This is a genomic window from Candidatus Neomarinimicrobiota bacterium (assembly GCA_017656425.1).
In the GTDB taxonomy this organism is placed as follows: Bacteria; Fidelibacterota; UBA2242; order UBA2242; family B5-G15; genus JACDNV01.
Map to the genome: position 1 here is coordinate 21,791 of JACDNV010000017.1, position 22,333 is coordinate 44,123.

General features: G+C 35.0%; 24 protein-coding genes. All 24 read right to left on the reverse strand.

Features of this window, described 5'->3' with window-relative positions; all coding sequences use genetic code 11:
- Positions 1–42: 42 nt before the first annotated feature.
- Positions 43–684 carry a methyltransferase domain-containing protein gene (locus tag H0Z29_10230; GenBank protein MBO8131867.1) on the reverse strand — a complete coding sequence of 214 codons (642 nt, stop codon included), beginning with the start codon at positions 682–684 and terminating at the stop codon, positions 43–45.
- Positions 685–1,398, reverse strand: a complete 714-nt coding sequence (locus H0Z29_10235; GenBank protein ID MBO8131868.1) for an MBL fold metallo-hydrolase — start codon at positions 1,396–1,398, stop codon at positions 685–687.
- Positions 1,399–1,401: 3 nt separating this feature from the next.
- A complete protein-coding gene (locus tag H0Z29_10240) occupies positions 1,402–1,668 on the reverse strand; it encodes a zinc ribbon domain-containing protein (GenBank protein ID MBO8131869.1) in 267 nt (88 codons plus the stop codon).
- Positions 1,669–1,705: 37 nt separating this feature from the next.
- Positions 1,706–2,479 (reverse strand): radical SAM protein, encoded by a 774-nt coding sequence (locus H0Z29_10245; GenBank protein ID MBO8131870.1) that lies wholly within the window; start codon positions 2,477–2,479, stop codon positions 1,706–1,708.
- Entirely contained in the window at positions 2,476–3,306 is an 831-nt protein-coding gene (locus tag H0Z29_10250) for an Mrp/NBP35 family ATP-binding protein (protein MBO8131871.1), read from the reverse strand. The genes H0Z29_10245 and H0Z29_10250 overlap by 4 nt, the downstream gene beginning before the upstream one ends.
- A 16-nt stretch (positions 3,307–3,322) precedes the next feature.
- The gene (locus tag H0Z29_10255; protein ID MBO8131872.1) at positions 3,323–4,186 is read right to left on the reverse strand and encodes a 4Fe-4S binding protein; all 864 of its coding nucleotides are present in this window, start codon (positions 4,184–4,186) and stop codon (positions 3,323–3,325) included.
- 2 nt (positions 4,187–4,188) lie between these two features.
- Positions 4,189–5,052: a P-loop NTPase gene (locus H0Z29_10260; protein ID MBO8131873.1), complete on the reverse strand. Its 864-nt coding sequence runs from the start codon at positions 5,050–5,052 to the stop codon at positions 4,189–4,191.
- Between the two features lie 107 nt (positions 5,053–5,159).
- The gene (locus H0Z29_10265) at positions 5,160–5,720 is read right to left on the reverse strand and encodes a class I SAM-dependent methyltransferase (protein MBO8131874.1); all 561 of its coding nucleotides are present in this window, start codon (positions 5,718–5,720) and stop codon (positions 5,160–5,162) included.
- Positions 5,721–5,949: 229 nt separating this feature from the next.
- Positions 5,950–6,234 (reverse strand): co-chaperone GroES, encoded by a 285-nt coding sequence (locus H0Z29_10270; protein ID MBO8131875.1) that lies wholly within the window; start codon positions 6,232–6,234, stop codon positions 5,950–5,952.
- A gap of 11 nt (positions 6,235–6,245) precedes the next feature.
- Positions 6,246–6,827, reverse strand: coding sequence for a thioredoxin family protein (locus H0Z29_10275; protein ID MBO8131876.1), 582 nt, complete (start codon positions 6,825–6,827; stop codon positions 6,246–6,248).
- Positions 6,828–6,934: 107 nt separating this feature from the next.
- On the reverse strand, positions 6,935–8,758 hold the full coding sequence (locus H0Z29_10280; protein ID MBO8131877.1) for an FAD-dependent oxidoreductase: 1,824 nt from the start codon (positions 8,756–8,758) through the stop codon (positions 6,935–6,937).
- Between the two features lie 75 nt (positions 8,759–8,833).
- On the reverse strand, positions 8,834–9,877 hold the full coding sequence (locus H0Z29_10285) for a C4-dicarboxylate ABC transporter (GenBank protein MBO8131878.1): 1,044 nt from the start codon (positions 9,875–9,877) through the stop codon (positions 8,834–8,836).
- 327 nt (positions 9,878–10,204) lie between these two features.
- Positions 10,205–10,678 (reverse strand): 4Fe-4S binding protein, encoded by a 474-nt coding sequence (locus H0Z29_10290; protein ID MBO8131879.1) that lies wholly within the window; start codon positions 10,676–10,678, stop codon positions 10,205–10,207.
- 36 nt (positions 10,679–10,714) lie between these two features.
- Entirely contained in the window at positions 10,715–11,047 is a 333-nt protein-coding gene (locus tag H0Z29_10295; GenBank protein ID MBO8131880.1) for a NifB/NifX family molybdenum-iron cluster-binding protein, read from the reverse strand.
- A gap of 18 nt (positions 11,048–11,065) precedes the next feature.
- On the reverse strand, positions 11,066–11,422 hold the full coding sequence (locus H0Z29_10300) for a NifB/NifX family molybdenum-iron cluster-binding protein (protein ID MBO8131881.1): 357 nt from the start codon (positions 11,420–11,422) through the stop codon (positions 11,066–11,068).
- Positions 11,423–11,477: 55 nt separating this feature from the next.
- Positions 11,478–11,858, reverse strand: coding sequence for a DUF5320 domain-containing protein (locus tag H0Z29_10305; GenBank protein MBO8131882.1), 381 nt, complete (start codon positions 11,856–11,858; stop codon positions 11,478–11,480).
- A gap of 65 nt (positions 11,859–11,923) precedes the next feature.
- A complete protein-coding gene (locus H0Z29_10310; GenBank protein ID MBO8131883.1) occupies positions 11,924–12,379 on the reverse strand; it encodes a transcriptional repressor in 456 nt (151 codons plus the stop codon).
- Between the two features lie 366 nt (positions 12,380–12,745).
- Positions 12,746–14,170 carry an FAD-binding protein gene (locus H0Z29_10315; GenBank protein ID MBO8131884.1) on the reverse strand — a complete coding sequence of 475 codons (1,425 nt, stop codon included), beginning with the start codon at positions 14,168–14,170 and terminating at the stop codon, positions 12,746–12,748.
- A gap of 16 nt (positions 14,171–14,186) precedes the next feature.
- Complete coding sequence (locus H0Z29_10320) at positions 14,187–15,191, reverse strand: electron transfer flavoprotein subunit alpha/FixB family protein (protein ID MBO8131885.1); 1,005 nt, start codon at positions 15,189–15,191, stop codon at positions 14,187–14,189.
- A 13-nt stretch (positions 15,192–15,204) separates the two neighbouring features.
- On the reverse strand, positions 15,205–16,002 hold the full coding sequence (locus H0Z29_10325; protein ID MBO8131886.1) for an electron transfer flavoprotein subunit beta/FixA family protein: 798 nt from the start codon (positions 16,000–16,002) through the stop codon (positions 15,205–15,207).
- Positions 16,003–16,387: 385 nt separating this feature from the next.
- Positions 16,388–18,787: a signal peptide peptidase SppA gene (gene sppA, locus H0Z29_10330; GenBank protein MBO8131887.1), complete on the reverse strand. Its 2,400-nt coding sequence runs from the start codon at positions 18,785–18,787 to the stop codon at positions 16,388–16,390.
- 495 nt (positions 18,788–19,282) lie between these two features.
- Positions 19,283–19,867: a class I SAM-dependent methyltransferase gene (locus tag H0Z29_10335; GenBank protein ID MBO8131888.1), complete on the reverse strand. Its 585-nt coding sequence runs from the start codon at positions 19,865–19,867 to the stop codon at positions 19,283–19,285.
- Between the two features lie 12 nt (positions 19,868–19,879).
- Positions 19,880–21,727, reverse strand: coding sequence for a TonB-dependent receptor (locus H0Z29_10340; GenBank protein MBO8131889.1), 1,848 nt, complete (start codon positions 21,725–21,727; stop codon positions 19,880–19,882).
- Positions 21,728–21,742: 15 nt separating this feature from the next.
- Positions 21,743–22,165 carry a nickel-responsive transcriptional regulator NikR gene (gene nikR, locus H0Z29_10345; protein MBO8131890.1) on the reverse strand — a complete coding sequence of 141 codons (423 nt, stop codon included), beginning with the start codon at positions 22,163–22,165 and terminating at the stop codon, positions 21,743–21,745.
- Positions 22,166–22,333 lie beyond the last annotated feature (168 nt).

A 22,333-nucleotide genomic window follows, 5' to 3' on the forward strand; every position in this document is an offset into this window, starting at 1 on the left:
TTTCTAATATTTATTCACATTAATAAATGTTAAGTACAAAAATTATATATATGCTTTCTTCTTCGCAGAAATGGCAACAAATCCTCCGCGCCCATAACCAGGTTCTACCTTATCAATTCTCTTAATATCCGAAGGATATTTAAATATAGTTTGCCTGTATTCAAAATTATAAAATCCGGCATTTGTAAGCATATCTATAAGCACGCTAACTGAGAAAAATCTCACCTCTTTATAAAATATACTTTTAGAACGTCTCTTCTCATATAGTTTACCAAGAAAACTATTCTTATCTACAATACCCAAAACGAGGGTGCCATTATCCCTAAGAATCCGATTTGCCTCTTTTATTGAATTCACAGGGTCCTCGACAAAACAAATCGTTACAATCATAAGTGCAAGATCAAAAGAATTATTTTTGAAAGGAAGATTTTCAGCCATAGCCTGTAAAACAGTAAGTCCTCTATTCTTAGAAATTTTTGCCATTGACATAGATGGTTCAATCCCTTTCTTTATTTTTAGGGGTAAAGCAAATCGCCCGGTCCCAATTCCTATTTCAACTCCAGATTCAAATCTAGGAATTAACTCCTTTACAGCATTAAGTTCGGAAAGATATACAAATTTATTCTCTTCATACCATTTATCATATTCTTCAAAATATTTATTAAAAATTTCGATGTTATACATTTATATCTCTATTATATCGCCAACTTTTACTTCAAAAAATTTTTCTCCAAATTCTTCCTTTATGATTGCTTCCGCCTCCTCACCTGTACAGTGCGTAGCACCTATCATATCTATTTTAAATTCCTTTAATTGACTCACTATTTTTATGATATCTATTTTCTCCCTATTCAATAGGTGAAATCCACCCATTACTAAATGAAATTTATCATTTCCGAAATCATCATTAACTTTTTTCAAAATATTTATAATCCCCGGGTGGGAGCAACCAGTAAGAACTGAAACTTCTCTGTTAATTTTAATCACCAAAGAGTGCTCTGCAAGAGTATAACCCTTATATATCGAAGCAAGCTCGCCACTTGTGAAAATATTCTCAGTTACCTTACAACTATCTTTACACTCATTCAGATTAACACCATATTTCTTAGCTTTTTCTTTAAAATCAGCAGAAAAACCAGGCGTTATATAAAGGTTTATTCTACTATTAAGTTCAAGAAAGCTCCACAATCCACCCGTATGATCCCAATGATCATGAGAGATTATAACATTTTCAATTTTGTTGATGTCAACTCCTAGATTTTCCATATTTTCTATTAGCCATTCACCTTTTTCACCAGTATCAAAAAGAGCAATATCATCAATTAAAAAAGATAATCCCCAACCGACATTTAATCCTCTTATTCTACTTCTTTTATCAAATAAAACTTTTATCTTCATTTTTTACCTCTTACAAACCCCATCATCTGAACAAGGCGGTTTATCACACCTTTGGCTTCTCCCGCAGCATGTTTTACCATCATAGCTTTTATTTTTATAGTCTGTAGCATAAAATCCACTACCTTTAAAAATTATCCCTGCCTCGGAAGTTATTTTTATTTTTGCGCTACTTCCACAAACAGGACATTCAGCTTCATTGGTGTTTATTGACCATCTGAATTCCTCAAATTCATAACCACATTCCTCACATTTAAAAACATAGGTAGGCATATTAATACCCTCCATTTTTAAACTTGCAATTTGTGTTTTATAATATTTTCCCTCTTCTTTCCATAGTTTCCTTTTCACTTATCGGAACCACTTTCTTCCTTTCTGTTTCATATACCGTCATATAGTTTAGACCATCAAAATACTTACTTATTTCGGATAATTCTTCCTTGTCCAAAGGTTTCGCTTTTGATGGACGAAGTGGGGTGTTTATTTGTACCTCATCAGGATGAATTTTAGCTGCTACCTTTGCAATTTCTTTTGCATGATTTTTATTCTCTTCTGTAAACATTATCTGAAGAGCAAGCTTCCCTTTATAATTTTTCTTAAAGCTAATAACACCTTCTATTATTTTTCTTATTTCAACTCCATCCATTGGCCTATTTATTTTCAAAAAAGTTTCCTGATCAACAGCATCGAGTTTAGCAACTACAAGATCAAATTCCGAAAGCTCTTTTTTTACATCGTCACTATTTATTAATGATGAATTTGTCAAAATTGCAATTTTTTCATTACGTATTTTTCTTATAACTCTTACAATTTCTAAAAGATTTTTGGCAAGGGTTGGTTCTCCCATTCCAGAAAAAGTAATATAATCAATCTCTATTTCTGGTACTCTTTTTATTTCCTCTATTACCTTTTCAGTTTCAACATAGACCTTTCTTTCATCTGTATAAAGCACTTTTTTACCTAACTGGCAATAAATACAGTTAAATGTACAGACTTTTATCTTTTGAGAAAGTGGGTCAATTCCCAATGAGCTACCCAATCTCCACGAAGGTACTGGACCATATACATATTTAAATTTTTTCAAATTCTCTTCTCGAGTTTATCTATTATATTTCGAACGATATTAAAAAAAGCCTTACCCGTGCTGGAGTCTTTTCTTTCAAGCACATATGGTCTTCCTTTATCTTCATATTCTACTACTAGCGGATCAAAAAGAATATCCCCAAGAAAATCTACATGTAAATCTTTTGCGGCTTTTTCACCGCCCCCTTTACCAAACAGTGCGATATCATAGCCACACTTTGGACACTTAAATCCACTCATATTTTCGACAATCCCTATAACAGGAGCATTTAATTTTTGAGAAAAAATAACACTCTTTCTTGAATCTAGAATTGCAACATCCTGAGGAGTTGTAACTATAACCGTACCTGTAAGATCTGGTAAAATCTGACAGATGCTTAAAGGTTCATCACCCGTCCCAGGAGGCGCATCAATAATAAGATAATCAAGCTCACCCCAGTTTACGTCCCCAAGAAATTGTTTGATCAATGCAGTTTTCAAAGGCCCACGCCATATTATAGGTTGATCAGTATCTTGTGATAAAAGAGCAATACTTACAACAACAAGATTCTCATTCATTTTAAAAGGTTCAATACTGTTTTCATTACCATATAGTGTTACCCCTTCGATCCCCAGCATTTTTGGTACATTTGGACCATGAATATCAATATCAAGTATTCCAGTTTTTTTACCTAGGCTTGACAAAGCTAATGCCATATTCACAGCTACGGATGTTTTTCCTACTCCCCCTTTTCCGCTCATTACAAGTATTTTAAACTTGATTCTGGACATTCTTTCTTTTATTCTTTTTGTCCTTTCTTCATCTTCTCTTGATATCGGAACTGGCATTTTGAACCTCTTTTTTTCAGTTTTTTAAAATATTTTTAACTCTTTCAAAAGCTCTGATAAATTCCTGTTGTATAACTTCACCTATTTCCAAAATTGGAGGAATACCATTTACAATCGAGTCTACTATCTTAGCTGTATATGGAATCTTTGCAATTATTTCAACATTTCTTTTTTCACAAAATTCCTCGATCAATTTAGAATTTTCTAAATTTATATCATACTTATTTATCACAACGGTGGGTGTTATTCTAAAATAATCGGTCAGCTCGAGAACACGCTTCAGATCATGCAAACCTGACATGCTGGGTTCTGTTATGACTATTACAATATCTACTCCAGTTATTGATGCAATTACAGGACAACCAATACCGGGAGGACCATCAATCAAAATAAAATTTTTATTTTCATTCTTTGCATATATCATTGCTTCTTCTCTAACTCTGGTTACAAGTTTACCTGAATTTTCCTCTCCAGGATATAGCTCTGCATGTATTAACTTTCCGTATTTAGTATCCGAAACATATAGTTCTCCTGCTTCTCTCGGTTGCGTTACCACGGCTTCAACAGGGCAAATTTTCTCACATATTCCACAATGTTCACAGGAAAAAGGATCAATAGTATAACTATTATCTATTGCATTATATCGACAGTATGTTATACACCTTCTGCACTGAATACATTCCTCTCTATTTATAGAATACTTCTTCCCACTTACAAACTTTTCTTTTTTTAATATTTTTGAACCAGTAATGAGATGCAGATTCGATGCATCCACATCACAATCTGCTATAACCTTGTTATTCATTAAAACTGACAATGATGAGACAAAGGTGGTTTTTCCGGTTCCCCCTTTACCACTTATAGCCGTGATCTGTTTTATTCTCATTTCCGGTCTCCACACAAAATTTTCTCAATATTTTTATGTAATAATTGATATTCTTCCTTTAAATTCTCAAAATGTTTAACATAAGGTATCCCTTGCGAATACAATCTGGCAAATTCTTCATTATAGGGGATTTTCATAAGCACAGGTATATTTTCTGCCTCACAGTATTTTTCCACTTCTTTATCACCAATATTGAATCTATTTATCACGACTCCAAAAGGTATCTTCATTTCTCTAATTGCTTTAACAGCTTTTATCAGATCGTGGAGGCCGAATGGTGTCGGTTCTGTAACGAGTAAAGAGAAATCACTACCCTTAACAGATGCTAGGAAAGGGCAGGATACTCCAGGTGGAGAATCAATTATGACAATTTTCCTGCGATTTAAATATTTTTTCACACTATTAATAATAGTAGGTGTAGAAACCTCTCCAATATTCATTTTCCCCTGTATGAATTCGATATTACCACTATTACCGCTTTCGACTACTCCAACTATTTTATCCTTTTCTTTTATTGCTTTTTCCGGGCAAAAAAGCGTACAGGCTCCACAGTTATGACATAAATGGTCAAATATCATTACCTGCCCTTTTGAATTATCTGTTGGTGGTAATACAACAATAGCATTAAACTCACATACCTCTTTGCATTTACCACAGTAAGTACATTTTGATTCTATAATTTCGGGAACAGGTAAACTAATATATATTTTAGTTTGAATTCTGGGTTTTAAAAATATATGAGCATTGGGTTCTTCAACATCACAATCAAGAAATTGGACACTTTTAATTGATAGAGCGAAATTGACCGCAACCGTAGTTTTACCCGTTCCACCTTTACCACTTGCAACCGATATGATCATTTCTATCCCATTTATTTAAGTCGATTTTTAAAAATCAATATTGAGAATCATTCTCATTTAAATTTAAGAAAGAAATCCCAAATAAAAAATCTTAAAAACGCCCTGAGTTACTTACACACGAAAAAGTTTAGAATCTGGCACTGATTATAGTAAGTGTCGTGCAAACATGCAGTATCTATGGTCTCTTTTAACGTAAAGCCGAACTTTTCTATCTCATCGATTATCTCTTTCAATGAGATGTTGGCTAATTCCATCAGGGGGTAATCATTCTTGTTATGCTTTGGATAAAGAGAAAATATCCCCCTGCTTTTTAGAACCCTTTTTACTTCTCTGTAAATTTTATCTCTTCTGTCAACATAGTGAATCACATCGTAAACGAGAGCAAAATCCAGTGAGTCATCATTAATCGGCACTGTAGTGTCACTTTTAATGAGCTGTATGTTATCTGTTTTCATTTCTCTGATGAGAGTTGAAACAAACTTTAGCACCTCCGGGTTTTTGTCAAGGGCATACACTATCCCTTTATTGCCAACAACCTTTGATAAAGGAATTGTGTAATGACCTTCTCCACATCCATAATCAAGCACTTGCATTCCCTCTCTGATACCAATTTTTTTCAAAAAATTTATTCCATCAAAGTTCATCCATTTATTGACGTCACCAGTCATTCTAAACCCCTTGCCGTCTTTAGAAAGCTATTGCAATGATTCGTCTATTGTCCCATCTGGAAGCATGTTATCAGGGTGATATTCTCCTTTTTCTTCCATTTTATATCTAACGCAATCCGTAAAATTACCCATACAATATTAGTTTATCCATTTTTTATCAATTTTGCCCTGTTCGTAAAAATATCTCATAGGGCATACCCAATACCATTTACACACTTTTGACTCGTTCTCAAATTTTCTCAACTTCCACCACCTTTGCAACAATGTTTGTATATTCCACCAGTAGCAATCTGCTTTTATCCTCGTGTCCTACCTCTATTGCTGGGTTATCTTTGAATATAACTTTATCCCCTACCGATATTTCTTTTGGGACATCAGGGGCTACAGCCTCAACATATCCCTCATTTTTGTCACTACCTGCAACTTCAGGTATTATCAAACCTGAATCGGTTTTTAATTCCTCCTCTTTGACTTTTACCAATACATGATTATTTAATGGTTGAATCTTTTCCATATCTAACCTCCTTATTTTTTTACTCCCAGTAATCTGTCTATTTCAGGCTTATTGAAGCCTATAACAAATTTCCCGTTTATATCGATTTGAGGTGTTCCCATCTGACCTGTCCTTTTGACAAGTTTGTCAATTTCACCAGGATTTTTCGACAGGTTAACTTCTTTAAAAGGTAGAGCCAGGCTTTTTAGATATTCTTTAGCTCTGACACACCAGGGACATCCGTCGGTTGTATAAACGACAATTCTTTTCGATTTCTTTTCAGCTTTTTTAGTGGGTTTTATTTTCTTTTCTTCAAAAGCTTGTATAAAGAATTCCTTATCTTGCAGACCGTAGATGATATTTTGTACCCTCCCTTTTTCAATAATTGCCACGGCAGGAATAGAATCAATATTGAAATGACGGTGGACATCTTTAACTTCCGATACATCGACGGTCAGAACTTCAATGCTCTTATTTTCGCTTTCCAGTTCTTTGAAAATATCGAGAACTCGTTTGCTTTTTTCTGAGTTTCTGGAGTAGAAAACAACAGGGTAGATCAGGTCATTGTTTTTTGTGACCTTTTCCAGGTGTTTGAAATTCAGAACATTTACCATGTTGCAACCCTTTCATAAATCAAGCATTATTTGATTGTTTTGATTCATATTTGGTTACAAAATTACTATGGCATTGAACAAATGCAACATACACCTGTATCCCTTGCTTACAATTTTATTGCGATATTGAAACCTTCATGAATGGCATCTATAATACAATGGACATTTTTAGCATCTCCTATAACATAGGAAGGAACTCCTTCAAATTTAAAAGGAATATAAGGTTCATTTCCCAGAGCAAACACCAATTCGTCAAATTCAAATGTTTTGCAATTCCCCTCTTCCAGATACTCAACTATAAGTTTATGTCCTTCGACTTTTTCTATTTTGTGTTTTACAAGTATTCTAACTTTGTTTTCCTTTAGTTCTTGAAGCAGCACTTTTCGCGATAGAGTTTCCGTTCCCGGAGCTATATCATCTAACATTTCTATTATTGTAACGGAATTATCTTCGCTCAGGAAATGAGCCGTTTCACACCCAACCAGCCCTCCACCACAGACGATGACATTTTTGTTTTTCACTGTAACTTTTCTGTTCAAAATCTCGTCGTAGGTATGGATGTATTCAGATTCGATGCTAAATGGGATGTTCGGCCTTGATCCTGTGGCAATTATAACTGCATCAGGGTTAATCTTTGTTACTTCATCTTTTGAAGTGGCTTTTGGGTGAACTGTAATGTTTTTTGTGTCTTTTATACTGTTTTCAAAGAATTCTATGAGCCAGTTTATCTTATCCTTTCCAGGCGGGACGGCTGCCTCATGTAATTGTCCGCCAAATTTTTCACAGAATATATGAACTTCGTGACCTCGAAGAGCACTCACTAATGCAGATTCCAATCCCGCAGGCCCACAGCCGATGATTGCAATCCGTTTTTTGACTTCTGCTTCTTTCACCTCAACTTCATTTCCAACATTTGGATTGACCCCACAGCAAATTGCCGTATCTTTGTCGTGCCGCGCTTTAATACACTCGCTACAGCCTATGCACTTTCTTATGAGATTAACTTTGTTTTCTTTTACCTTCTTTAACCAATCGGGATCGGCGAGATAAGCCCTCCCGAGCACCACCATGTCAGCCTGATTCTCCAGTATATGTTCGGCAACCTCGGGTGAACGGATCACGCCAACAGCCGCTATGGGGACGGGTTTTGGGTAAATAGCTTCTGCTAAGTATGCTCGCCATCCTTCGGGAAAGGAAATGGGTTCTAGCCTATATTCTTTTGGACCTATTCCTATATCAGCTTGTATCATATCGTAACCAGCTTTCGCTAAAATATCCGCAATTACGTTCCCTTCTTCAATAGTAATGCCCCCTTCTTCTGTATCTTTTACCGCTAATCGGATTGTAACAGGGAAGTCATCACCACAAAACTTTTTTATCTCCTTCAAAATTTCAACTGGAAATAAGGTCCTATTTCCCCACCTGTCTGTACGATGATTGGTTAAGGGTGATAAGAATTGATTTACCAGCAAGCCGTGAGCACCCTGTATTTCTACCATATCGAAACCTGCCTTTTTTGCCAGCAATGCAGCCTTTGTGTAAATATTGATTAATTCAAGGATTTTTTTCTCTGATAGATCATCAACGCCGATTCCTTTTTCAATAAAGCCAGGATGAGTAAGTTCCACTGAAACCTTACTATCATATTCATGAATTGCTTTCGTAAAATCTTTCCAATCACTTAAAAATTCTTCCGAATCAAACCGAGGTGAATATGTTCCCTTCTTGCCATAAGGGTAATCTATTGTTACGTTTTCAACAATGGTAAGACCAATTTCCCCCTTTGCTCTTCGGACATAATGTTTAACAAACCTCTCAGTTAGTTTTCCATTCTGATCAGCAAAATTGGTGGAGATTGGGGGGAAAATAAGCCTGTTTCGCAATTCCACTTTTCCAATTCTGATCGGCTTAAAGATTTTTTTGTATTTCATGGCAGTCTCCTGATGTTTGTAATGTTTCTGTATTGTTTGGTCCAGAAAAATCGGGAGCTTTTATCTCGCAGATTTTCATTTTTCTACGAACAATTCTCCACGATACGTTTTTATTGCGGTATTGATAAAAGTAATTAGCCACAGAGAGAACAACAACCAGTATAGTCCAAAGCCTATATAGTCTACCAGAGCTATTTTAAAGATTTGAGATATGGAATGACTTGCGGCTACGTATGCTCCCAGAGGGAATGTGAAAGCCCACCAGGACATGGCGTAAGGTAGTTTTAATCTTCTTATGTAGTGAAGGGTCATAATAATTGCCATTAGAGTCCACCATATTCCAAATCCCCAGAATATGAATCCAAAGACAAAGAAAGGTTCTTTTACAGTGATAAATGCAGAGTTGTTTGTGAGGTTTATTAAAGCAACTATTCCCGCACCGATAGGCCCAAGGTTTATCCATATTGTTGGAGCGAGGGTGTTTGGTAATGGGCTATGAAGGATGAAGCGGTATATACAAACTGCAAGTAACCCGAGGTAAATGAAAAATCCCGCGCCCCATCCAAAATAGTTTATGAATATGACGAGTTCCTGCAACGCTCCTGAAAATTTTGGTATGACCAGGCTTCCTGCAATGGGAATCACAATAAGCCCGACAGGAGGGATGAACCATGCAGGATTAATATGGTCAATTTTAACGTGTTCGCCTCTAAACATAATGTATGGTGTCAATATCCCAAAGAATACAGTCAGCAAAGTACCTACAGACCAGAATGCTTTTCCAATAAACATATTGTTCCTGATCACAATGTAGTCTGCTGCGAGGACGAGCATGCCAATAGCGATTGTTGCGTAAAAGTTTGATACAACGGGATGTTCAATATCTGCTAATGCTTGTTTCCTAAAAAGTATCCACCTTAATGTCCAGGGAACTAACAGGGTAAAGAATAGGGTAACATTAAAATATAGTAAGATGTGGGAAAAGACTCTTAGAATAGGCAGATATCGGGAATAAAATAAACTGTTTACAGCCAGAATTCCCGTTCCCATTATGCTGGCAAACCAGGCCGGGGAAAAATTTTTAATAATTTCGCATTTGCAGTTAATCCGTTCTAGCATATTTCCTCCACCTTAATTTGACACATCAGATTGCTTTAATTGATTTAGCTTTCCCAGAAACATAACAAAATGTCCTCAGATTTAGACACCACAGTGTTGGTTATAAAAGGCTTGACTTAATCAGTGGAGGAGGGTGTTAAGTGCCTTTCCACCTACATTTACACTTGCACTTGTTACGTTTCCGGCAACATAAATTGCACAAACAATTTGATATATGTTCCTGAAGCAAGATTAAATTCATTTTAACCCTGATGTAAGTACTTAAATTGTAGTTTCGTTCATGATTGCATACTCAAATAAATTCAGGGAGTTTAAATTGCAATGTCTTTATTCAATTATTATGGCATTCCGGGGGCAAGCAGATACACAGTTGCCACAACCTGTACACAAATCTTGATTAATCTTTGCAACATCATTCACAGATATTGCATTTTCAGGACAGGCAGGGATACATACACCACATCCGACACAATATTGAGTTATGACCTCCGCTTTCCCAATTTCCTCACTCTCTCTTTTATTTTTATTTTCAGTTCTCACCTCATTTAAAAGTTCCTCCAGCTCCCTTTTTCTCTCTCTTAAATATTGTAATTCTTCTGCTTTACTGTATTTTTCAGGACGGTTTCTATCACTACTTTGTTCAATATAATCTTCGGGATTTGGTCTATTAAAATTCCAGATACCTCTGCCCAGTCTTGATCCCTGTCCTAATCCTCTACCAAGCCCTCTTCCCCTACCACGCCCTTTTCCAAATCCTCTACCTCGACCATGCAATGGTCCTTTTCCATCTCCAAACGGCATGATTAACCTCCATCTGCCAAATTTTTACAATCAACTTTAAGAAAAATCATCAAGTTTATTTTCAATTAGTTTCTCTATATTATCTTTCACTGTTCCATCAACGGCCTTATAAACCTTAATACCACTACCAGATAATATACGACCAGCGTTCGGTCCCACGCTTTTTGCTATAACAGCATCAGTTTTTTCCTGAATAACCAGTTGCGTAACCTGTACTCCCGCTCCAGATTGTAAATCTTTAAATCCGTTTTCTATTACATCAATATTACCATTTTCAGTGTCGAAAAATATAAAATAATTGCATCTGGCAAAAACCTCCGACAATTTCGAATCGAGGGCATTTCCATCGCTGGGTATACATACTTTCATAATAACTCCCTATTTTTATCAAACCCCACAATTCTCTTCATCATGTGATTTACTACAAAGATTTTCACTACCCTTTAAGCTCCCATTCACAAATCGCTCAATTATATCTTTTATATCCCCATTTATGCCAGAAATAACATCTATACCGAAAGTTTTAAAATTTTCAATAGCCCTTTGGCCAATACCACCACAAATAACACATGTTACTCCCATATCTTTCAAATAACCTGGTAAAAAGCCTGGTGAATGTCCTGGATTATCTATAATGTTTGTATTTTTAATCTTCCCCTCTTCAATATCCACAATTGTATATTGAGAGCATCTTCCAAAATGTAATGCTACTTTCCCATCATCCGTTGAAATTGCAACTTTCATCTTACCTCCCATGTAAATTTAAAAAAAGGGGGGAGGGGGAAATCCCTCCTCTTTTTTACTCCTTCTTGGACTGGGACTCTTTTTCTAATGTTTCGATTCTCTTACTAATTTCCTCTAGGTTCCTTTTTAAAACCTCTGCCTGATCTTGCAAATACGCCATTTCTTCCTTGGGTGTTATTTCACCGGGATATGGATAAACCCAGCCTCCAAAGGCAGGTAAACCATACCATGCTCTTACCCCTCCTGGCAATCCTGTTGCCCAGAACCAGTGTCTCCAACCTCTACCTCTACCAAACCAGCCTCTGCCCCAGCCAAGCCTTCCAATCCCGGGTACAGGGTTCAGATATCCGGGAACAGGATATCCAGCGCAATAACCGGCAGCTCTACCTGTCATTGGTCCCAGTCCAAGTGGTCCAGTACGATCTCCTAACGGCATCACTTATCCTCCTCTCTTATTTCAAATAAATAATGATAATCATTATCATTTGTTTCAAAAAAAATTTATTTATTTTTACATCTATCACATATCCCGTAAAACATTACCTGATGATTCTTGATTTCAAAATTATACTTTCTTGATAGTGCGTTCTCCAAATCCTCAAAAAACCTCTTTTCTTCCTCGCTAAAATCTCTATAATCTACTACTTGGCCACAAATGGTACATATAAGATGATGGTGATGTTTAGGACCTTTGGAATCCTCAGACAATTCATATCTTGCCCTTCCATCTCCAAAGTCAAACTTATTAACAATTCCCATTTCCACTAAAAGCTCAAGAGTCCTGTATATCGTGGCAAGACCGATTGACGGATACTGCTTATGAACCTCTAAATAAATCTCCTCTGCACTTAAGTGCTCGCTGGTTCTACTTAAGACCTCCAGAATTGCCTGCCTTGGTATAGTTAATCTATACCCCCATCCTCGGAACCTATTATGCCACCAGTGTGGACCCATCATAGTCATTCTCCCTTTAATTATCAAATAGTAATGATAATTATTCTCAATTGGAAATTTAATAGAATTATTTTATTATGTCAATACCCTTGTAAAGAAAATTACATGAACTATCTTTCTTATGCCATTCTAAAGAAAATCGAATTACATATGGCTAACAAGCAACCAAGAGTTCCTATTACAATTACACACACATCTGTCTCTACGAAGAGCTAGCGCAAGCAAGGACATGGCAAACTATTTCGTAAAATGCTTAATCTGTCCAGAACAATCTCTTATGTAGTAAAGACTTCCAAACGTTTTTCAAAAACAAACTAAGTTACCCATACTTATAGATAATGGTTAGAAGACAGAAACTCGCATTAAGGACTATATATCAAAAATTTTCCCTGGATTCAAAATATTATTAGGATCGAATGCAAGCTTTATTTTTTTCATTATCTCGATTGTTTTTTTATCAAGGACCAAATTGATATACTGTTTCCTTTTGTGACCGATACCATGTTCACCGCTGATAGTACCGCCAAGATCTACAGCTATCTGGAAAATTTCCCTTCTTATAGCAGGCAGAATAGAATACCATTTATCAAGACTCATTTCAGGCTTTTTAACCACCCTAACATGTATATTACCATCACCAGCATGACCATAACATGGTATCAAAACCTTATATTTTTCAGAAAGTATTTCCATCTTCTTTACAAAAGTTGGAATCTCGCTAATTGGGACAACTATATCCTCAGAGGTCTGATTTGAACTGATTACGATAAACGACTCTGGAATATTTTGTCTTACCTTCCACACTCTCTGGAGCGTCGTATGATTATCGGCGACATAAACCTCAATAGCTTTGTTTTCAAAACACAATTCACCTATTGTTTCATAATCTCTTTCAAGACTTTCTTTATTATTTCCATCCAGTTCAATTAAAAGCATTGCACCAGCTTTCTCATAAGGTAGATGTTCATTCAAATATTTACAGGCATTATGCACAGCAAGTTTACTCATAAATTCTATTGCTGTCGGTATGATGTGACCGTTTGTCATTATCTTAGGCACAGTTCTCAAAGCAGTCTCAACATCTTCAAAAAGGACAAGTAGGGCAACTCTCGCCGTGGGTAACGGTAATAGTTTTATAATTATTTTTGTAAAAATACCAAGTGTACCTTCAGAACCAACCATCAATTTCACGAGATCATACCCAACTACATCTTTCATTCTCTTCCCACCAAGAGTTATTATATCTCCTTCAGGTGTAACAACTTCAATTCCAAGTATATACCTTCCTGTAACACCATACTTCACAGCTCTACCACCACCTGCATTTTCAGCAACATTTCCACCTATATAGCAGGATTCTACACTCATAGGATAACCAGGAAAAAACAACCCATAGTCTTTTAACTTTTCATTTATTTCATTTGTTATAACTCCCGGTTCCACAACAGCCACAAGGTTTTTCGTATCTATTTCCAGAATTTTATTCATTTTTTCAAAGGAAAGTACAATACCCCTAAAAATAGGCACAGCACCTCCTGATAAACCACTACCAGCCCCTCTTGGAGTTACCGGTATTCTATGCTTGTTTGCAAGTTTCATAATCTCAGAAATTTCATCTGCACTAGTTGGTTTGATAACAACTTCAGGCATACTGGAATATTCTTTCTCAGATACCTCATCGTGAGAATAGGGTTCAAGCTTTTCCTCATCGCCGTAGATAACATTTTTTGGGCCAACGATTTTCTTCAGCCTTTCTACGATATCAGGTGTAACTCTGTTATATTTACTCTCCAAAGCTATTACTCCTCTATTAATTTCCGGTCCTGATCTTCTTGATCCTTTCAATCAATGCAGGTAAAAAATCAAAGAGGTCAGCTACAATTCCAAGATCAGATACATGGAAAATTTGCGCCTCCGGATCATTATTAATTGCAATTATATTCTCGGCTGTTTTAATACCAGCTAGGTGTTGAACAGACCCGGAAATTCCAATAGCAATATATAATTTTGGACTTATTGTTTTACCACTTAATCCAACCTGATGTGGATAGCTTACCCAACCAAGATCAACAGCATCCCTTGAAGCTCCTATAGCACCATCCAGTAGCTTTGCAAGTTCATGGACCATTTTAAAATTATCTTCTTTTTTAAACCCCCTTCCACCAGCAACTACAATCTCAGCATCCTGGATATTTGCTCCTTCTTCCCCGATCTCTCTGAAGCCGACTCTTTTTACCCTAGAATTCAATGTAATACCATCTATTTTAACTTTTTCAATATCCCCCTTACCTCTAAAATCTCTTTTCAAAGGCTTATTGGAATGTGGTCTAACAGTTGCTATTTGAGGTCTGGTATTAGGTGTTTTTATTGTTGCTAAAATATTTCCACCAATTGCAGGTCTTGTCTGGATAAGGTTTCCAGTTCCTTCTTCAATGTCAAGTCCCGTACAATCTGCCGTCAAACCTGTATTACATTTAGTCGCAACTGCAGGCATTAGAGTTCTACCCATTGTCGTAGCACTGGCAATAATTATTTCAGGACTATATTTTTTTATTAACTCTACCATAACATTTGTGTAAGGTTCAGGTAAAAAATATTCTAGTCTATAGTCTTCCACAACCAAAACTTTATCAGCCCCGTAATATATCAATTCCTTAAGTTCATCATCATCAAATGATTTCCCCATTAACAAAGCCACAAGCTTGACACCTAGCTTATCTGCTAAATGTCTACCCCGTGCTAAAAGTTCAAAAGAAACAGTTTTTATATTACCATTCTTCTGCTCACCCAATATCCACACATTACCTTTATTCATAGCAGCCTCTTATTTATAGTATTTCCTTTGATTTTAGAAATTCAATAAAGCTATCAACAGCTTCATTTATATCATCTTCGTCTTTAACATATACCATTTGTCCATTTCTAGCTATTTTAGGTTTGCTTATCTTAACAACTCGTGTAGGCGATCCATTTAATCCAATCTTCTTCTCATCAGCATCTATATCCTCAGGTCCCCACATTTTTATTTCTATACTTTTTGATTTCTGCTTACCCCTTAATGTGGGTAACCGGGGATAGTTTATCTCTTTTACTACAGTCAAAAGGGCTGGTAATTCAACTTCTAATATTTCATACCCCTCCTCAATTATTCTTTCTACAATTATTTTATCATTGTATACCTCTTTGATTGAACTAACATATGTAACAAAGGGTATATCAAGCCAGGCACCAATTCCGGGACCAACCTGACCAGTATCGCCATCTGTCGCCCTTTCCCCGCATATTATCATGTCAAAATCCCCTATCTTCCTGACTGCTTGAGCTATTGTATACGAAGTTGCCCATGTATCTGCACCTGCAAACCTTTTATCCGTTAATAAAATTCCGTCATCGCATCCCATCGCTATTGCTTCCCTTACCGCCTCCTCAGCCTTGGGTGGACCCATACTCACTACTATAACCTCACCACTATAATTTTCCTTCAAAGATATGCCCTCTTCAATTGCATATAAATCAAGTGGATTAATTATCTGTTCCACTCCTTCCCTTATCATTGTACCAGTCTTTGGATCCATCTTAACATTACTTGTCTCAGGCACTTGTTTAATCGGTACTATTATTCTCAATTCATATCCTCCTATCTGGATTCAATATATAAAAATACCCGAAGATTAATACTTTTTTTCGTTTTTTTCATTAGACTTTTTAGAAAATTTAATTATTTATTCTTTGTTTATTCTGTTTTTCATTTGCTCAACAATGGAACGCACTTCATCTAAACTATTTCTCACTCTATCAATTAATTCCTGAATTTTTGCCTCTTCTGTTCTTTCAATTTCACCTTCGCTCATCTATTCATCCCCGAATTTATTTTACAGCTTATATTACACCTTTTTATTTTATTTATCCTACACTTTCCCTAAAAGATTAATTTTTTTCATTTCCTGCTCAACTTATATCCAAGAACAAACATTGAAACCTATCAATATAAATATCAAGCCTCTCCTATTGTTACTCAATCTCTATAATATACGGCATGATCATAAAGATATTTTCATCATTATTTAACCAGAGATTGAATAAATACTCATAATGTTTCATTTTTTTCACAAAGGGATTATCAGTTAATTTATTATTCTTAACAAACATGTCTCCAATATTCACATTCAGTAAAGACGGCCTGTGTTTTGGAAGTACTTTTATAACGGTTTCCTCCCCTTTCAAACCACCTTTTTCCTTCGCGATTTCTATCGCGGTTTTAAGATCACCAATCACGTCAACAATTCCTATATTCCTTCCGACAAGTCCACTCCATATCCTACCCTCACCGATTGCTTTTACGCTATCCTGCATTATATTTCTGCCTTCCGCCACTCGCTTTGTAAAAATTTCATAATAATCCGATATAATATCCTTTAATTTCTCTCTCTCGTCTTCAGTCAATTTCCTGAAAATACTCAGATAATCACTATATTTCCCTCTCTTAATAGTTACACTATTCACACCCATTTTATCAAAAAGTTTTTCCATTGCCAACTTTCCACCCAGTACTCCAATTGATCCTGTAACCGTATATGGTGTGGCAATAATTGTATCAGCCTGGCAGGCAATATAATAGCCACCCGAACCAGCTACACTGGACATTGAAACTATAAAAGGTTTTCTCTTTTCACCAGTTGTCGTGAGGTAGATTTCTCTCCATATTATATCTGACGCTAGTGCTGAGCCTCCAGGTGAATCTATACGAAAGACAATTGCTTTCACAGTTTTATCTTTTCTAGCACTTTTTATTGCTTTTGCAATGGTTACAGAACCCATCATTTTCCCATCAAAGTCCTCTCTTGATTTACCCTGGCTTATAGAACCAACTGCATAAATAAGGGCGATTTTATCTCTTTGTTCTGGATAAACCCAATCCTCGTTAAAAATCTTTTTTCCTCGATATTTTTTAATCTCAACAATCTTGGGTTTTGCTCTCTTACCAATTATTTTCTTTGCAACTTCAATCACTTGATCTTCATATAGACAATCAGTAACTAATCCAACTACTTTTGCATCCCGAGCCATATAGGGACCATTGTCTATTAAGTTTTTCAACTCCTCTTTTGTAAAGTTCCGTGAAATGCTTACTTCCTCAAGATAGGTATTGAAGTAATCATCAAGTAAAGCCTCCACCATTTCTCTATACCAGATAGACATTGTATCACTTGTCAACATATCTGCTGCCGTTTTATATCGACCAATTTTTTCAAATTCTGCTTCTATACCAATTTTGGTGAGTAAATCTTTTATGAATATCGACGTGGTTGACATACCAACAAGCCATAATGTACCAGCAGGATTAATATATATAGAATCACAAATACTGGACAGGTAATAGCTACTATTATTAAATGACTCACCGTAATAAATAACTGTTTTCCCGCTTTTCTTTAACCTACTTATAGCTCTTCTTAACTCATACAATTTTGAATAACCGTATCCTGTTCTGTCACCTTTAAAAACGACAATTTCTATATCTTTATCTTTTGCCAGCTCATCAATAAAATCAATCAGCTGCTTTAAAGTCGGCTTTTTTTTGAAAAATAACCTTGAAGGTTCTTCATCTATTTCAGGAGGCAATTCGAATATTACTATTTTCTTTTTTCCCCCCTTAAAAATGGTTCTGTATTCAGCATTTGTAAAGTGGATATAATCACCCATAATCTCCGATCCACCAATATTTGTAACAATACCACCACCAAAGTTCAGTAAGTTCAAATTCAACCCACATATAATATCTTCATCTTTATGTCGATATTCTCCGAATAAACTTATACCATTTACTGGTTTTATTTCAGCGTAAATCTTATAACTAAAATCAGATCCCTCAAAATCACCTTCTATATCTCCTGCTATTGTAAGCCAGTTTCCCAGTGGTCTTACACCAACACCTGTTGCAAAATTCATCGATTCGTAGTTTGCTTCAGTAACATTTCTTAAAACGCCACCAATTGACAAAAATTCAAAAGGTCTTTGTAAAAAGCCGATATTTATCTCTGAGTTCAATTTTACACCAGAATAATATTTATAATTGAATCCCAGATTAAGTCCTTTTCCAACCGAGAATCCTATACCAAAATTATAAATATTATATTTAAATCCATAGCTTTCCATATGCTCCAAACCAAAGGCAGAATTAGCCGACATCAGTGAAAAACAAAATTTATTTCTTATATTTCCATTATGTGTTAAAAATCCAAAAAATTGAATTTCCTTTCTTATCCCGAGAGCAGACGGATTCGTAAAAATCGACAAAGCATTATCTGTTACAGCTACGGACGAAGGATATGATGTAATATCTGCTAAAAACACCTGGGGTATAATTAAAATAAAAAATAAAGCTATTCTAGTAAATCCAAGATATCTCATAATATTTCCCTTTCCTTTTAATTTCATCAGGTTTATTAATAATACAGATAAATATAAAATCCATGTCACAATTTTACAATGTATATGATGATTGATATTCTAATTCTATGCAATAATAGTTTCAATTTTTCAAAGACAAATTTCTAATGATTTTTATATCAAATTTTCTCCATCTACTATTTAAATGGGTTGCTGATTACACAGTTACCTTTTTCTGTTAGGATGGCAATTTGAATGGGCTGTGTTTATTCATATAATCCACTATAGTAGAATAGTGTTGCTACTCGTTTTCACATTCCTTCCAAAAACTATCATCTTATAAAAAAATTGATTTTCATGCCTATTTCCAGGGAATTCTAAAATAAATCTACCTTATTCAAAATTTTTTAATTTAATCTAAGTAGCTCATTTGACTATTACAATATCCTTATAATGTCCTTCATAAAGAGTGTAAAACAGTAAGCATATACATAAGGTTAATAAACTATAAAAAATTTATTTTAATTTAACAGCTTCAATTAAAAAGAGCCTATATGTATCAATTAGATTTAAAATCTGGAAATTCTGTGCACTAAGTTCCTCTCTTAAAATCTCTTTATCAGGCAATAAATCATCCTCCACCGGCGCACCTATTTCCATATGAATTTTATTTGTCTGTTCTCTTCCCTCAGGATGTATGATAAATAATCTACCTCTTCCCTTTAATACCCTATAATATTCAGAAAAAGCCTGCCGCCTGTTTTTAATATGTGGCACAACACAGTAGTTAACTACTACATCAATAGATTTGCTTTTAAACGGTAAAGACTCTGCAAAGGAATTTATAACGTTAGAGCCGCTGTTTTTGATTTTTGATATTTTTAACATTTCCTTTGATATATCTATACCTACAATATTTTCAGCATATTTTCTCAATATTTTAAATAGAAATCCATTGCCACATCCAACATCGAGAACCCAATATACTCTTTTTAGATTCAATAAATTGAAAATCTCAATAGCTCTTTTAAATCCATCCCTTTGATTTCTAAAACTAACTGCTATATTATCAAAATAATCAATCAACTCTTTATAATACATACTCCAATATATTTATATAGAATATTTTAAACCGAAAGTAAAATTAATTCCAGGCAATGGGTATCCATACATCATCTCATACTTTTTATCAAGCAAATTATTAACCTTTAAATTCAATATAACAGACCTAAATGGTTTAAAGTTTACACCTGCACTAATTAATAAAATTGGATCCAATTTCACATACGATGGTGGTCCATATGCATAGGGATTTTTATAACTATAAAGACCACTTATATATTGTGCATTAATCATCCCGCTTATTTTTTTGGATACCTTATAATCAAATCCACATATAATTTTTAATTCAGGACTACCAACGACATTATTAGAATATTTAGCTTTATATAATCCAATATTCAAAGCTCCCATATTTAAGTGATATTTTAGTGAAAACTCAGCTCCCTTACTTGAAAAACTTGCAATATTCACATTCTTAAAATTTACAGTCTGAATCATATTATCAACATCTATATTAAAAAATGAAACGGTTCCAGATATAGATTTCCACCAGAAATCAGCAGAAAACTCCAGATTTTCCGAATATTCTGGTTTTAGTCCCTTATTTGCGGGTCTAAACAAATACAATTCACTTATTGTTGGATTCCTGTATCCTTTTGAGTAATAAGCTTTTATATTTAAGTATCTATTTACACTATATATAGCACCAGCCGATGGTAGTACCAACCCCTTCTCTACATCACCATATACAAATCTTACACCTCCTTCGAGTACAAGCTTTTTCAACAACCTACCATGGATAATCCCTATCATACTATGTTCACTAATACTATAACTATTCCATGATCCGCGAAATACATCTCCACCATAATTTCTATAATCATAACCCAAGATTAGATGATTGGAATGGTTAAAGTTATAACTTTCGGTAAGCATCAGTCCATAATTATAATCTTTTGATTTCCAGCCATCAAAAATCTTATGATCACCATAGTTATAATGCATCTTAATTTCACTTGTAAGCTTCCCAAAATCATATTCACCTGTGATATCAAAACCACCTCTTTTTAAATCATACCAATCTGTATCACTTGGAGCAGTTACCTGACGAGGATCATACAGATAAATATCGCTTATGTAAACATTGGAATAAATTTTGGCATTCTTTGCCCTGTTATAATGTGCTTCTAAGTTCAAAAAATTAGATTCATAAGAATCTTTGCCGGTACCTTCGAAGGTCCTGTAGCCTTCAGAGCGCCTTGTGCCCATAGAGACTGAATAACCCAACCCATTTTTCTCAAAGGTATGGCTTAAAGCATAGTTTATTGTATTAAAGCTTCCGTAAGTAATTGGTATTGATAAATGGATACCTTCTGGATACTCATGCTTTAGTGCAACATTAATAGCGCCAGCAAGGGCATTTGATCCATACAATAATGAAGCAGGACCTTTGATAACCTCAATACTTTTCGCATTAGTCAAAAAATATACATCATGAATTGGATGTCCGAAGATCCCCATTATATCAGGTCTGCCATCGATTAATATAAGAGACCTTGTTGTTGGGAATCCACTAATCCCTCTTATAGAAATCATACCAGCAGAACCTCTACTTACTCCATACCCTATATTAGACCTGGAAGTTACGAATAAACCAGGGAATGAACTATTAAGTTCCTCATACAATGGCATACTGTTTTTGAACTCAATTTCATTTATTTTCTTTATATCAATTGAAATAGGTACTTCCCATTTATGATATTTCACTCTAGACGCAGTTACCACAACTTCGGGTAAGGGATACACCTTAAGAGTATCTCTTTTTATAACCTCCTCAGAAACTAAATTACTCACAGCAATTACAAATATTAAAATTACTATCAAACTCCTATTTTTCATCACGACCTCCCCTATTTAAACTCCTGGTAGCATTTTACCTGTTGAGGTAAATGTTAATTTTCCATGCTTTACACCTCTCGAACCGATAATTCGATTCGCTATATCTGAAATCGTAGAATATCTTCCCTTAAGTATAATAACTTCTAAACAATTATCATGATCAAGATGTACATGTAAGTTAGAGTGTATGTACTTAAAATTATCATGTTGAAGATCAATTAATCTATCACTTATCTCTCTCACATGATGGTCATAAACTATTGTAAGAGTTCCTACTACTTCCATATCCTGATCAATCTCTTGTTTTACCAGGAATTCTCTTATTAAGTCCCGTATTGCCTCGGATCTATTCGTGTATCCTTTTCCCTGTATTTCCTTATCAAATTTTTCAAGTAAATCTTTTGGTAATGAAACCCCAAAACGAATCAACTCACTCACAAAGCCTCCGTAACACATTTCTAAAAAATGTAACACCATTTTTACATACTGTCAAGAAAAATATTACACCAATTACTATTTTATTTTTATTTTATATTAAATTCATACGAACCTTGTACAGTTCATTCACATGGTATACAGTTAAGGAGATTAATGGGGTTGATAGGG